Source organism: Sphingobacterium alkalisoli (genome assembly GCF_005049105.1).
Taxonomy (GTDB): Bacteria; Bacteroidota; Bacteroidia; order Sphingobacteriales; family Sphingobacteriaceae; genus Sphingobacterium; species Sphingobacterium alkalisoli.
The window spans coordinates 721,156-735,384 of record NZ_SUKA01000001.1; the positions used below are offsets into that span (position 1 = coordinate 721,156).

The 14,229-nt window shown below is 41.0% G+C and carries 13 protein-coding genes and 1 tRNA gene; 12 read left to right on the forward strand and 2 right to left on the reverse strand.

Annotated features, from left to right (window positions below; translation table 11 throughout):
• Positions 1 to 13 precede the first annotated feature (13 nt).
• The 4 genes from FAZ19_RS02635 to FAZ19_RS02650 all read left to right on the forward strand — a co-directional run bounded on the left by FAZ19_RS02635 (position 14) and on the right by FAZ19_RS02650 (position 4,032).
• The gene (locus tag FAZ19_RS02635) at positions 14 to 1,696 is read left to right on the forward strand and encodes a glycoside hydrolase family 43 protein (RefSeq protein ID WP_229707280.1); all 1,683 of its coding nucleotides are present in this window, start codon (positions 14 to 16) and stop codon (positions 1,694 to 1,696) included.
• Positions 1,697 to 1,712: 16 nt separating this feature from the next.
• Positions 1,713 to 2,828, forward strand: a complete 1,116-nt coding sequence (locus FAZ19_RS02640; RefSeq protein WP_136819041.1) for a DUF4861 family protein — start codon at positions 1,713 to 1,715, stop codon at positions 2,826 to 2,828.
• A gap of 130 nt (positions 2,829 to 2,958) precedes the next feature.
• A tRNA-Val gene (locus FAZ19_RS02645) sits at positions 2,959 to 3,033 on the forward strand.
• Positions 3,034 to 3,201: 168 nt separating this feature from the next.
• On the forward strand, positions 3,202 to 4,032 hold the full coding sequence (locus FAZ19_RS02650; protein ID WP_136819042.1) for a UDP-2,3-diacylglucosamine diphosphatase: 831 nt from the start codon (positions 3,202 to 3,204) through the stop codon (positions 4,030 to 4,032).
• Here FAZ19_RS02650 and FAZ19_RS02655 read toward each other — a convergent pair.
• Positions 4,029 to 4,550 (reverse strand): NADPH-dependent FMN reductase, encoded by a 522-nt coding sequence (locus FAZ19_RS02655; RefSeq protein WP_136819043.1) that lies wholly within the window; start codon positions 4,548 to 4,550, stop codon positions 4,029 to 4,031. The genes FAZ19_RS02650 and FAZ19_RS02655 overlap by 4 nt on opposite strands.
• Before the next feature lie 206 nt (positions 4,551 to 4,756).
• Here FAZ19_RS02655 and FAZ19_RS02660 point away from each other — a divergent pair, with 206 nt between their 5' ends.
• From FAZ19_RS02660 to lepB, 5 genes are all read left to right on the forward strand, one after another.
• Entirely contained in the window at positions 4,757 to 5,554 is a 798-nt protein-coding gene (locus FAZ19_RS02660) for a ParA family protein (RefSeq protein ID WP_136819044.1), read from the forward strand.
• 2 nt (positions 5,555 to 5,556) lie between these two features.
• Positions 5,557 to 6,477 (forward strand): ParB/RepB/Spo0J family partition protein, encoded by a 921-nt coding sequence (locus FAZ19_RS02665; protein WP_136819045.1) that lies wholly within the window; start codon positions 5,557 to 5,559, stop codon positions 6,475 to 6,477.
• Between the two features lie 86 nt (positions 6,478 to 6,563).
• Positions 6,564 to 7,202, forward strand: a complete 639-nt coding sequence (locus FAZ19_RS02670) for a DUF5683 domain-containing protein (protein ID WP_136819046.1) — start codon at positions 6,564 to 6,566, stop codon at positions 7,200 to 7,202.
• A gap of 55 nt (positions 7,203 to 7,257) precedes the next feature.
• Positions 7,258 to 8,004: a 4-hydroxy-tetrahydrodipicolinate reductase gene (gene dapB, locus FAZ19_RS02675; protein ID WP_136819047.1), complete on the forward strand. Its 747-nt coding sequence runs from the start codon at positions 7,258 to 7,260 to the stop codon at positions 8,002 to 8,004.
• 221 nt (positions 8,005 to 8,225) lie between these two features.
• On the forward strand, positions 8,226 to 9,632 hold the full coding sequence (lepB, locus tag FAZ19_RS02680; RefSeq protein WP_136819048.1) for a signal peptidase I: 1,407 nt from the start codon (positions 8,226 to 8,228) through the stop codon (positions 9,630 to 9,632).
• A gap of 242 nt (positions 9,633 to 9,874) precedes the next feature.
• Here the strand turns inward: lepB and FAZ19_RS02685 are convergent, their stop codons facing one another.
• Positions 9,875 to 10,594, reverse strand: coding sequence for a pyridoxine 5'-phosphate synthase (locus FAZ19_RS02685; RefSeq protein WP_136819049.1), 720 nt, complete (start codon positions 10,592 to 10,594; stop codon positions 9,875 to 9,877).
• Positions 10,595 to 10,822: 228 nt separating this feature from the next.
• Here FAZ19_RS02685 and FAZ19_RS02690 point away from each other — a divergent pair, with 228 nt between their 5' ends.
• Genes FAZ19_RS02690 through FAZ19_RS02700 form a run of 3 tightly spaced genes read left to right on the forward strand, consistent with a single transcriptional unit; the run spans position 10,823 to position 14,212 of the window.
• Positions 10,823 to 11,863: a UDP-glucose--hexose-1-phosphate uridylyltransferase gene (locus FAZ19_RS02690; protein WP_136819050.1), complete on the forward strand. Its 1,041-nt coding sequence runs from the start codon at positions 10,823 to 10,825 to the stop codon at positions 11,861 to 11,863.
• Complete coding sequence (galK, locus tag FAZ19_RS02695) at positions 11,864 to 13,021, forward strand: galactokinase (protein WP_136819051.1); 1,158 nt, start codon at positions 11,864 to 11,866, stop codon at positions 13,019 to 13,021.
• A 30-nt stretch (positions 13,022 to 13,051) separates the two neighbouring features.
• Complete coding sequence (locus FAZ19_RS02700; protein WP_136819052.1) at positions 13,052 to 14,212, forward strand: aldose epimerase family protein; 1,161 nt, start codon at positions 13,052 to 13,054, stop codon at positions 14,210 to 14,212.
• Positions 14,213 to 14,229: the final 17 nt, after the last annotated feature.

Here is a 14,229-nt window from a genome sequence, read left to right on the forward strand (position 1 = left end):
TATGGATTGAAAAATGAAATTACCAAATATAATTAAGTTGAGCATGGCATGCCTCTTTGGATTATTGAATACAACTATGTATTCTTATGGGCAAGCTTCTAATACCTGGGTAGCCGATCAAGGAGATGGTACCTATAAGAATCCCATTTTGCATGCCGATTACTCCGATCCCGATGTGATATCTGTTGGAGACGATTATTATATGACAGCATCCAGTTTCAATAGTGTGCCGGGCTTACCCATTTTACACTCGAAGGATCTGGTTAATTGGTCGATTGTCAATTACGCCCTTCGTGATTTGACCTTGGAGGGTGTCCCCGAAGGCTTTTTTGCGAAGCCTCAACATGGCAAAGGCGTATGGGCACCATGCATCCGTTACCATAAGGGTGAATACTTGATCTATTGGGGAGACCCTGATTTTGGTATTTACGTCGTGAAAACAAAAGATATATTGGGTCGATGGGATAATCCTATCTTGGTTCTCCCCGGGAAAGGACGTATTGACCCAAGCCCGTTGTTTGATGACGATGGCAAGGTATATCTCACCCATGCCTGGGCAGGTAGCAGAGCATATTTCAACAGCGTGATGACCGTATGTGAAATGAACGAAGAGGGCACAAAGGTTATCAGCGAGGAAAGCCTGATTTTTGATGGCAACGATGGAATCAACCATACAATAGAAGGCGGGAAATTCTACAAAAGGGACGGGTATTATTACTTGTTGGCTCCGGCGGGAGGTGTAGCTATGGGGTGGCAGATCGCCCTGCGTTCCAAGAATGTGTATGGCCCCTATGAAGTAAAACGGGTTTTAGATCAGGGAAAGACGGATATAAACGGTCCGCATCAAGGTGGACTTGTACAGACGCAGACGGACGAATGGTGGTTTATTCATTTTCAAGACAAAGGGCCTTACGGACGTGTGGCACATCTGCAGCCGGTTCATTGGAAAGATGGTTGGCCGGTTATGGGTATAAATGATAAGGATTATTGTGGTGAACCGGTTACGACCTACCGAAAGCCGGATGTAGGGGAAACATATTCCATAATGACGCCGGTGGAGAGCGACGAATTTAACACAGCGAAACTCGGACTGCAATGGCAATGGCACGCCAATCCTCAACAAGGATGGGGATTCCCATCGGTTAATGGCTATTTACGGATGTATGGACAATACTATCCAGAGGACTATACCAATTTTTGGGACATTTCCAATCTGTTGCTACAAAAGTTTCCTGCTCCAAAATTTAACGCTACACTGAAACTTACTGCTGTACTGCAAAATGAAGGTGACCAAGCGGGCCTAATTATAATGGGGTGGGATTACAGTTATATTGCATTGCGGAAGATAATGGGTGGGTATGCGATCGTGCAAGCAGCCTGTCAGGACGCTGAACAAAAAGGCGAAGAAAAATTGCTAGCAACTATTCCGGCCAAAAAATTGAATACGGAGGTTAAGTATAACTACCAGACCCGTTTGGAACTGACGGACGTATATTTTCGCGTCGACGTAAAAGACGGTGCTATGTGTCAATTTTCCTATAGTTCCGACGGAAAGAAGTTCGATTCTGTTGGAGCACCATTCCAAGCGAAACAGGGAAAATGGATTGGCGCAAAGGTCGGCATGTTTATCCTGAATAAAACGGACAAAACGCCACGGTCCTGGATGGACATGGATTGGTTTAGAATCGATAAGTAAATTAAATAAGTCACACATGAAAAAAGTTTTCCTTTTGTTTCTTGTTAGCCTAACTATATTGTCGGGATACGGGCAAAATTCGCTCAAAGTCAAGAATACAACTCCACACATTCGAAAAGAGGTGGTCAGCATTCCGTATGATAACTTTACTCGACACTTTAAAGTGGATAGTATTTTTTTGATTAAGGATATGGAAGGAAGTATATTGCCACACCAGTTGGAAATGTGCGGAAGTAATGTTCCTCAAAATGTATTGATAGAGGTAGTTGTTAACCCCAAAAGTACATTAACACTGTTTGTTTCAACAGAAAAGCCTCCTATGTTTCTATCCAAAACTTATGCCCGGTATATCCCAGAGCGGTTCGATGATTTTGCTTGGGAAAATAACGTTGTGGCTTTTAGGCTATACGGAAAAGCACTGGAAGGTAGATCGGATGATGCACAGGGTATGGACTTTTGGGCCAAACGCACAGAAGACCTTATCATCAACAAGTGGTATAAAGGAGAAAATTATCATAAAGACCATGGCGAAGGATTGGATTATTACGCCGTTGGTCAGACACTTGGTGCAGGAGATATGGCCTTTTATTACAACAGTGAGCTACAATACACCAAGCACTATCGTGAGTTCGAAATTTTAGACAATGGGCCATTGCGCACTACTTTCCGCCTAAAGTTCCATCCTGAAAGAATCAACGGAAACAACATTAGTCTCAGCAAGACAATTTCTTTGGACGCTGGGTCACAATTTAACAAAATTACCATTGCGTTTAGCAATATGGATGCCCAAGTAATGCCGATCGTCGTTGGTGTAGCCAAGAGAAATGAAACATCACCAGAATTTATGGTAACAGGAAAAAAGCGAACTTTTGCTTATTGGGAGCCCATAGTAGGCGACAATGGCCACACGGGAATTGCTCTTATTCTTCCGAGGAAGAAAATAAAATTCATTTCTAGTAAACCTACACAATTTCTTTTTCAAACCACCGTAAGGGATAGCGAAGCCTATACCTATTATAGCGGTGCCGCATGGGACAAAGCTGGTCGATTCACCACTGCCGGCACGTGGTTTGACGAAGTAAAAAGAGTGGCAACTATTCTCAGAAACCCTTTGAGAGTGACTTTAGAATGAAAATGTATTTTTAGCACATTACAATACAAATAAAATATTACCTTTGCCGTAGGTCTTGCATAAGAACCACATTAAGTATCCACTTAGGTGCTTTTTTCTGGCCGCAGATCAGGGATGTTTTTTCAAAATAGGGGGTTTAGCTCAGCTGGTTTAGAGCACTACCTCGACAAGGTAGGGGTCACTGGTTCGAACCCAGTAATCCCCACGTAATTAAAGAGTTTCCGTATGGAAGCTCTTTTTCTTTATAAGGCATAACCCTATGATTAAAATAAACCTTCATTAAAAACAAGCTACTCCAACTATTCCAAAAAAATTGACAATTAATTAACTATCTGAAAATGATGAGTTAACAGTTGTTTTATTATTTTGTAATATGAAGAGAGAAGTCGATTTAGTAATACTTTCAGATGTACATCTCGGAACCTATGGATGTCGGGCGCAGGAATTACTCCATTATTTGTATTCCATCAAACCCGCAAAGCTAGTCTTGAACGGTGATATCATGGATATCTGGCAGTTTAAAAAGAGCTATTTTCCTGATCATCATCTCAAAGTGATTAAATACCTCTTTGATATGGCATATCAAGGTTGTGAGATCATCTATATCACGGGCAACCATGATGAAATGCTACGTAAGTTTTCGAATATACATTTTGGCAATATCCAGTTGGTGGATAAATTAGTACTGCATCTAGGTGATAAGCGGGCGTGGATCTTTCATGGTGACGTGTTCGATGCTTCTATTCAACATTCCAAATGGTTGGCAAAGTTGGGTGGCTGGGGGTACGACCGTCTTATTGGATTGAACAATCTGATAAATTGGGTTCTTGTTCGAATGGGAAAAGAGAAGTATTCGCTTTCTAAGCGAATCAAAAACTCGGTGAAAAAGGCGGTTAAATTTATTTCAGATTTTGAGCAGACGGCATCGGAGCTGGCTATCGAAAGCGAATACGATTATGTAATATGTGGACATATCCATCAACCGCAAATCCGGACAGTGGTAACGAAGAAAGGTTCGTGTGTATACATGAATTCGGGCGACTGGATTGAAAACCTATCGGCGCTAGAGTACCATAATGGTGAGTGGGATATGTTTGCTTACGAAGAAAAGAAAGATACCCTTGGGAAATATCCGATGCACGATATCTTACTGAATTATTCCCTGGAAAATATATTGGAACGTGTACGCGTGCAAAGTTTTTAGAACCGAATAATTTCTTCTAGCTGTTCATCAATAAATTTGACAGTAATGTTGTCAATAAATTCATTGTTGTTGTTGAGCTCGTTCTGGATATGTGGGATATGAATTTTAAGGGGAAGAACATGCATCCGCATATAATTACAGACGCCTGTGAGATGGTCAACGCCACGAATGTTCCCGTATTTTCCGGTTGCTACCCCCACTAAGACTGCCTTTTTATGGTAGAATGAAGCTGGGAACGCACAGGCATCAATGAATACCTTAAGTACACCCGGATAACTTCCATTATATTCAGGAACAATAAAAATAAATTTACGGGCTGCAGAAACCTTCTCCTGTATGGGCGCAAAATCAGCACTTCTTTTTCCGTATAGATCAGAATAAATGATGTCGTGAGGAAGGTCGCTCAACGAAAATATTTCCCATTCTTCTCCTCGTCGCTGCAGCTGCTCTTGATAATATCTGGCCACCTTTAACGAGTTGCTTCCCAATCTATTTGTTCCCGAAATAATTAAATTCATTGTGCTTTTGTAATTTATGTCTCTCAGTGAATGACGATGTAAATGGTAAATCTATTTTTCGTATCTTAGCATGCTGAGTTGTAAGCTCAGAAATGTTCTCAAAAATAGCAATTTTAACATCATTTAAGCATTTGGTAAGTTATTGAAATGTAAATTTGGTGCGGGAACGAGAAGTGTACATTTAATAGGTAAAGGTTCAGTATCTTATGGGAAAAATAATATCCATTGCAAATCAAAAAGGTGGTGTAGGGAAAACAACAACTTCTATTAACCTGGCGGCTAGTTTAGCGGTTTTGGAGTACAAGACATTGTTGGTAGATGCGGATCCCCAGGCAAACTCGACTTCAGGTATTGGGTTTGATCCAAGAGCTATTAAAGCAAGTGTATATGAATGTTTGGTGAATGATTTGGATCCGAGGGAAGCTATACACGGTACGGATACGCCCAATTTGGATTTATTGCCTGCACATATTGACTTGGTAGGTGCCGAGATCGAAATGATCAACCTGAATGAACGGGAGTATAAAATGAAAAAAATGCTCCTGCAGATAAAAGATGACTATGATTTTATCATTATCGACTGTTCGCCTTCATTGGGATTGATCACGATTAATGCCTTGACCGCATCGGACTCGGTCATTATTCCGGTTCAATGTGAATATTTTGCATTAGAAGGATTGGGTAAATTATTAAACACGATAAAAATAGTACAAAACCGTCTGAATACAGATTTAGCAATCGAAGGTATTTTACTGACCATGTATGATGTGCGTCTTCGTCTTTCCAATCAGGTGGTTGAGGAGGTAAGAACACATTTTCACGACTTGGTCTTTGAAACTATTATACAACGTAATACAAGATTAAGTGAAGCCCCTAGTTATGGGATCTCCGTAATCATGCACGATGCATCCTGTAAAGGTGCCATCAATTACTTGAACCTGGCGCGCGAGATTTTACAAAAAAACGGTTTATTACAAGAAAATAAAGAACAAGCGATAGTATAAATATGTCTGCATTACAACGAAAAACAGGTTTAGGAAAAGGATTAGGAGCATTATTGCAGGATGAGGGAGTGATAAATCCGAAATCTGATCAAAGGGAAGCCACAGATACCAAAACTGGGGTGCCGGCAGCAGGAAGCATTAATTTTATTAAGGTGGAACAAATCGCTGTAAACCCTTTTCAGCCAAGAACAGATTTTGATCAGGATGCCTTACAGGAATTAGCAGATTCCATCAAGTTACAGGGACTTATTCAACCTATTACCGTACGTCAGGTTAGCAAAAATCAATATCAGCTGATCAGTGGTGAGCGGAGACTACGGGCTTCAAAACTTGCTGATATCACCGAGGTACCAGCTTATGTTCGTACTGCCAACGACCAGCAGATGCTGGAAATGGCACTGATTGAGAACATTCAACGTGAAAACCTGAATGCCATCGAAGTAGCGTTGAGTTTTCAGCGCATGATTGAAGAATGTAATCTAAAGCAGGAAGAACTGGGTGACCGGGTGAGTAAAAACCGTTCTACAGTGACAAATTATCTGCGCCTGTTGAAATTACCCCCAGCTATACAAGCTGGTATACGTGACGGACAGATTTCCATGGGACATGCCCGTGCCTTAATCAACGTCGGGGAAGTGGATAAACAACTGTTCGTTTTCCAGGAGATCATCGATAAGGGACTATCTGTACGGATGACCGAAATATTGGTGCGTAATATACAGCAACAGACAAAACCCAAAAAGAATCAAAATGTAGGGACGCAGTTGGACTTTCAATATCAAAAGATTGAAGATGATTTAGCTTCCAAATTTTCGACGCGCGTACGTTTGAATTTGAAAAATACCAGAGGTAAAGGTGCAATAGAAATTCCATTTGATTCGGAGGATGATTTGAGCCGCATCTTAGAATTGTTAGATTGGTAATGTATAAAATCTGTTTTTTTCTTTTTTTATTAGGTTGCACCTGCTTTTCTGCAGTGGCGCAATCGGTGGATTCTGTGGCAAATAAAATGGATTCAGTGGTTACGGCCGTGGACTCCGTTGCGCAGGATACGGTTAAGAAAGAGACTAGACAGGAGAGAAGGGCGAGGGAAAAGGCAGAGAAGGAACGTGCTAAGTTTTATTATAAAGATATTCTTAAAGATTCTACCCGTCTAGCCATCGAAGAGTTGTCGCGGGTAGCTTGGAAACGTTCCTTAATATTACCCGGTTGGGGCCAATATACCAATGGTGGGTTATGGTGGATTAAGATTCCGATTATTTATGGGGGTTTTGCAGGAGCGTACTTCACGTTTGATTATTGGCAATGGTATTATCGAAAGTTTTTGGACGAGGCAACGTATCGAATTAATAATAACAATGCAGTTAGCGATCCGGATTTAGAACGACTCTCTTTAGAATACCTTATCCAATCGAAAGACAACGCACGCCGTAACCGAGATTTAACGATATTGGCTACGGTAGGGTTTTGGGGACTGAATGTGGTGGAAGCCTATGTGAATTCTATGCTGAAAAATAGATATAATATGGGGGATAATTTGAGTGTAAAAGTATCACCGACCTTTATGCCCTCGGGTTATTTGGGTTATCAATCTCCCCTTAAGAACCAATTTGTACCTGGTGTAAAATTAACCTTTAACATTCGATAGTTAGTTAGTAGAATAACTTAAGGATTAGTATATTAGCGGTGTTAGAATTAAAAAAATGAAGATAGTCTTATTAGGATATGGCAAAATGGGGCAACTGATTGAAAAGTTTGCCATGAAGCGGGGTCACGAAGTCGTACTTATCGTGGATGAAAATAACCGATCCACTATCGAGTTGGAAGATTTGAACGGAGCAGATGTCGCGATTGATTTCAGTACGCCGCACGCCGCACTAGAAAATATAAGTCTATGTTTTGAGGCAAATTTGCCGCTCGTAGTAGGTACAACAGGATGGTATGAACATCTGCAAGAGGTAAAAGAAACTTGTCTCGAATCTAATCGTGCATTGCTATATGGATCTAATTTCAGTATCGGTGTAAATATTTTCTTCCATATCAATAAACTATTGGCCAAAGCTATTGATCCGTATAAACAATACGATGTGCAGGTAGAAGAGATTCACCATATTCATAAACTGGATGCACCTAGCGGTACAGCAATCACGATAGCGGAGGGAATATTAGAAAATAGTTCTACGAAGAATATGTGGGTGAATGATGTGGTTGGTGAAGGGGAAGAGATAATTGCGAAATCGGATGAACTATTGATCGAAAGTCATCGAATAGAGGAAGTCCCTGGGACACATACGGTTTTGTATAGTTCTGAAGTCGATCAGATTGAATTCAAACACACCGCGCACAATAGGGATGGGTTTGCATTAGGGGCAGTAATTGCTGCCGAATGGCTGCAAGGAAAACAAGGTTTCTTTCAGGTAACTGAGATTTTTGACTTTAATCAGGGGTAGCTGGTAATTGGTGACTGGTAATTAGTGACTGGTAATTGGTGACTGGTAATTAGTGACTAGTAATTGGTGACTGGTAATTGGTGACTAGTAATTGGTGACTGGTAATTGGTGACTGGTAATTGGTGACAGGGCTTAGTGATTAGGGGTTAGTGGATTTTTGATTTTTTAATAATTTTTAATGAGCTCGCGGGCTCGGTTTTGACTTTTTACTTATTATTTATATGTGGTATATTATTTTTGGGGTTTTAACAATAGTCGCTTTATACGGTCTATGGTTGCTTTTCAAGAAGGCAGGAAAGCAAGGATGGGAGGCGATTGTTCCTTTTTACAGGGAGTATGTAATGGCTCAACTTGTTGCCCGACCAACTTGGTGGGTAATCTTATTACTGATTCCTATTGTTAATATCTTCATTTTTTATGGATTATATTTAGATCTGATCAAAGCTTTCGGTAAAAAGCGTTTTTGGGAAAATGCCGCTGCGGTACTCGTACCTTTTATTGTGTTACCGATGTGGGGAAGGGATCCCAACGTTAAATATTTGGGACAGCCGAATACGGAAGAGTTTAAGAAAAAATATGCGTATAAAAAATCTGTTGCTCGCGAATGGGCCGATGCCATTATTTTCGCTACGGTAGCTGCTTCTCTAATAAGGGGCTTTTTGATTGAAGCTTATATGATTCCAACCGGATCCATGGAACGATCCCTATTAGTAGGAGATTTTCTTTTTGTAAGTAAACTCAACTATGGCCCGCGGATCCCGAATACACCACTTGCTTTTCCGTTTGCGCACCATACTATGCCAGTTACGGGTGGTAAAGCTTATTCGGAGCTTATTCATATTCCATACAAACGTCTGCCTGGTTTTGAAGCAATCGAGCGCAATGATGTTGTCGTTTTCAATTACCCCATGGAGGCCGATGCGCCATTTAATCGACCTGTCGATAAACGGGAGAATTATATTAAACGGGCCGTGGCTATTTCAGGTGATGTTGTCGAAATGCAGAAAGGGCAATTGATCGTAAATGGCAAACCGGGATTTGGATCCTCTGATGTTCAAAAAGCGTATTTGATTTATACGGATGGGACAGGGCTTAATCCACAACGTCTTATCGATAAAAGGTATGACTACGTGCAAGGTATGGTTGAACCTTACGTTTTATATGTGACCGATGAGGAAATAAAAGACGTACAATCTTGGACGAATGTAAAGCAGGTCATTCCCTTTGAAAATGCAGAATCATCTTTCCCCCATGCAACCGAATATGGATGGAATTTTCATAATTTTGGACCGCTGACAGTTCCTAAAAAAGGAGACGTGGTTAAATTAAATACGCAAACCTTTCCTTTATATAAACGGCTGATTACCGTTTACGAAGGGAATACATTGGAACAAAGAGCGGATGGTGTCTATCTTAATGGTGCCAAGGCAGATAGCTATACCATAAAAATGAATTATTACTGGATGATGGGTGATAATAGGGACAATTCCCTGGATTCAAGAGAATTTGGATTCGTGCCCGAAGATCACGTTGTCGGTAAAGCATTATTTACTTGGCTAAGTTGGGATAAAGATGGTACCTTCTTATCCAAAATACGTTGGAACCGGATTTTTAGAGGTATTCATTAAGATACTCTAGCAGAATATTCTCGTCATCGCGAATCTAAGAAATGAAGGTGTTTCATACCTCCTCGCGATGACGTTACTACTTTTTCGGTATTGCCTGTCTGCGATAGACAGGCGAAGAGGTGCGAGGTGGCAGTCTTCAAGGAGTTAGAAACTGGGAGTTAGGTGTCTTTTCGGGACGACAATGATCCCGAGGCAATTGATCAGTATCAAACTCTTATTTCTCACATCTCATTTCTCACATCTTAATACTTTAATGCAGCTAAATATCGTTTAATGGTTTCTTCCAGTCCTAAGTACAATGCATCGGCGATGAGTGCGTGTCCTATGCTCACCTCTAGGAGATCGGGAATGTGTTGGTTAAAGTATGCTAGGTTATTTAAATCCAGATCGTGGCCTGCATTCAGTCCCAGCCCCACCTCGCGAGCCTTTAAAGCAGCTTTAAAATAAGGGTTAATTGCCTTCTCCTTGTCAAATCCATATTCCGCAGCATAGGCTTCTGTGTACAATTCAATTCGATCCGTTCCTGTTTCAGCGGCCGCCTCTACCATTTCTTCGTCTGGATCTACAAAAATCGAGACCCGGATACCCTGGTCGTGGAACAGGCTGACCATATCGGCAAGGTATGCTCGATTTCTGATGGTATCCCATCCGTGATTTGAGGTAATCTGACCTAATGCATCAGGTACCAAGGTAACCTGCGTTGGTTTGTTAGCGAGCACGAGGTCTACAAATTTTTGCTCTTGACAATTCCCCTCAATATTAAACTCTGTCGTAATATGGGCTTTGAGATCGTATACATCTTGATAGCGAATGTGTCTTTCGTCAGGTCGAGGGTGTACGGTAATGCCTTCAGCACCGAACCGTTCGCATGCTAAAGCCGTCGTCAATACATTTGGTGTATTGCCACCCCGCGAATTACGAAGAGTGGCTATTTTGTTAATGTTTACCGATAATTTCGTCATGATTCCTATTTGTCCTACAAACTTAGATAAATTTACTTTTCTAGGCAATAGAAGCGATTTGCATATAAATGGTATGCACCCTCTCTGTTGTAAGTAGATTCTTCCGTTCAAAAAAGGACCATAACTGGTCAATTTATATATATTCAGTACTAGTGTAAAAAATACACTTTGATAATTAATAGAAAACACTTATTTTTAGCATCTAAACCTTTTATTTTATATAAGTATATGCTTTCATTTTTAGACCAACCACATACTCGGATTAATTTGTTGACAGGAGAAAAAATACTGGTTTCACCGCATCGAAGTAAACGACCCTGGCAAGGACAAGTGGAGGATTTACCTGCAGATAATAGGCCCGAATATGATCCGAAGTGTTATTTATGCCCTGGAAACTCTCGTGCAGACGGTACACAAAATCCTGATTATAAAGAAAGCTTTGTGTTTGTCAATGATTTTTCTGCATTATTGGCGGAGTCTTCGGACGGAACATACAATGAAGGAGACTTATTAAAGGCCGAAACTGAACGGGGCATTTGCAAAGTCATTTCGTTTACTCCGCGGCATGATTTAACACTGCCAGAAATGGATTTACCTGCAATAAAGGCTGTCGTGGATCTTTGGCAGCAGGAATTTCAGGAATTGTCAAATAAAGAATGGATCAAATATATTCAGATATTCGAAAATAAAGGTGCAATAATGGGATGCAGCAACCCCCATCCGCATGGTCAGATATGGGCGCAAAGTAGCCTTCCTGTCGAGATTGAAAAGGAAGCGTTGCAATTTTCAAATTATTATAAAGCGAATGCCAAATCCCTATTAAGTGCATATGTAGAAATCGAGCTGGTAAAACAGGAGCGGATTATTGTAGATAATGCACATTTCGTGGCGTTGGTTCCTTTCTGGGCTTCTTGGCCATACGAGACATTGGTGATCAGCAAACGCCATGTGACTAATATCCTTTCATTTACAGAGGAGGAAAAAGAAGATCTAGCAAAGACACTTCAAGAATTGACCATTCGATATGACAATATCTTCCAAACGTCTTTCCCTTATTCTGCGGGAATGCACCAAGCACCTGTAAATTCGGGCGATCAACAGGAATGGCATTGGCATATGCATTTTTATCCACCGCTGCTGCGATCTGCTTCGGTTAAAAAATTTATGGTTGGCTACGAGATGTTGGCGAATCCACAGCGTGATATTACACCCGAATTTGCTGCGGATGTATTAAGAAAACAATCGACTACACATTACAAGAGAAAATAGATGATAGAGACTTCAGTACTTAAGAATAGATACAAAGAGATATTTGGATCGGAACCCGATTTGCTGGCTAAATCACCAGGACGGATCAATATTATTGGTGAGCACACCGATTACAATGAAGGATTCGTATTGCCCACAGCCATTGATAAGGCGATTTATGTCGCAGTAGGAAAGCGCGAAGATCAGGAAATACATCTGTATGCGGAGGATTTTAACGAAAAGTATTCGATAGATTTAGCAGATCTTGCTATAACCGATAAAGGTTGGCCAAATTACATTTTAGGGGTAGTAGATCAGTTACAGAAATTAGATCTTCCGCTCAGTGGCTTTAATCTTTATCTGGATGGGGATGTGCCTTTAGGTGCAGGGTTGTCTTCCTCAGCGGCAGTAGAATGCGCAACTGGATTCACATTGAATGAACTGTTTTCATTTGGCTTAAAAAGGGTAGATATCGCGAAAATAGGCCAATTGGCTGAACACACGTATGCCGGTGTAAAATGTGGTATCATGGATCAATTTGCTTCGGTATTAAGCAAGGAGGGGCATGTACTTCGACTCGACTGCCGCACATTGGAATATGAATATGTCCCCTTGGAGCTTGGAGCGTATGAAATTGTGTTGCTAAACACGAATGTTAAACATTCCTTGGCCTCGTCGGCCTATAACAAAAGAAGAGAGTTGTGCGAGCAAGGGGTTGCTTGGGTAAAGGAGAAGCACTCGGATGTAAATAGCCTTCGTGATATTACGGTCGATATGTTAGACGAGTTGGTAAAAGATCGTGACATGGACACGTATACGAAATGTAAGTATGTGGTAGAGGAGAATATACGCTTGGATAAAGCTTGCGAAGCATTGAAAAAAGGTGATATTGAAGAGCTTGGTAAGCAGTTGTTTTTAGCGCATGCTGCTTTGAGTGACGAATATGAAGTGAGCTGCGAAGAGTTGGATTTTTTAGTGGATTTTGTAAAGGATATTCCCGAAGTAGTAGGTGCACGGATGATGGGAGGTGGCTTTGGCGGTTGCACGATCAATATCGTGAAAAAAGGTTTTGGACAGCAACTTGCTGATGCAATAGCTCCGGCTTATAAGACGAAGTTTAACCTCGAATTGGATCCAATATTTGTGAAAGCGGATGGAGGCTCACAACTTCTGAAATAGAATATTAATATAACTTAATTATAAACAAATATGACAAAATTTTCATTACTTGGACTTGGTGTGCTATCACTGGCATTCGTTTCGTGCCAATCGTCAACCAACAGTTCTTCTTCGCAAGATTCAACCTCCCATACTGGAGTAGATACTTCCCATTCTTTTGCTGCTGAAATTGATGGCAAAAAGATAGATCTGTACACGATCAAAAGTCAGTCAGGTCTGTCGGCATCATTTACAAATTATGGTGCGCGTTTGGTATCGCTGAATGTACCCGATAAAAATGGGGCAACAGTGGACGTCAGTTTGGGATTTAACACGGCAACGGAATATAATAATCCCGCAGAAGCATATTATGGCGCTATTGTAGGTCCGTTTGGTAATCGTATTGCCAACGGTAAATTCAAGCTCAGTGGTACAGAATATACCTTGCCACAAAATAACAATGGACACACATTACATGGCGGTTTAAAGGGAACTCATTTTCAGGCATGGGAAGGGCAGCAGCTGAATGATAGTACAATCCAATTTGCTTACACCCTGCCCGACGGTAACGAAGGATTTCCTGGAAATCTGGACATCAAAGTTACTTATGGGTTACGGAATACAGGTTTGGAAATTGATTATATAGCAACGACTGATAAAGAAACCGTGGTAAACTTAACCAATCATGCTTATTTTAACCTGAACGGAGAAGGAAGTGGAACGATCCTCGATCATCAACTTCAAATTTTAGCGGATAAGTACACACCTGTGGATGGTGGTTTGATTCCTACCGGAGAGTTGGCGCCGGTAAAAGGTACACCTTTTGATTTTACCCAACCCAAAACGATAGGTCAGGATATAAATGTAGAGAATGAGCAGTTGACCTTTGGGAAAGGATATGATCACAATTGGGTGCTAAATGGAACAAAAGTGGATGGATTGAACCATGCGGCGACTTTAACGGGGGATCAGTCTGGAATTGTAATGGATATTTATACGGCTGAGCCAGGTATTCAATTTTATAGCGGTAACTTCATGGCAGGTAAGGTAACATTGAAAAATGGTAAAAAGGATGATTTTAGAACGGGACTATGTTTGGAGACGCAGCATTTTCCGGATTCCCCTAATCAACCCAATTTTCCATCAACGGTGTTAAAACCGGGAGATACGTACAAGACGAAAACAATCTATAGCTTTTCGGTAAAGAAATAATAAGTAAGAGGCTCCGT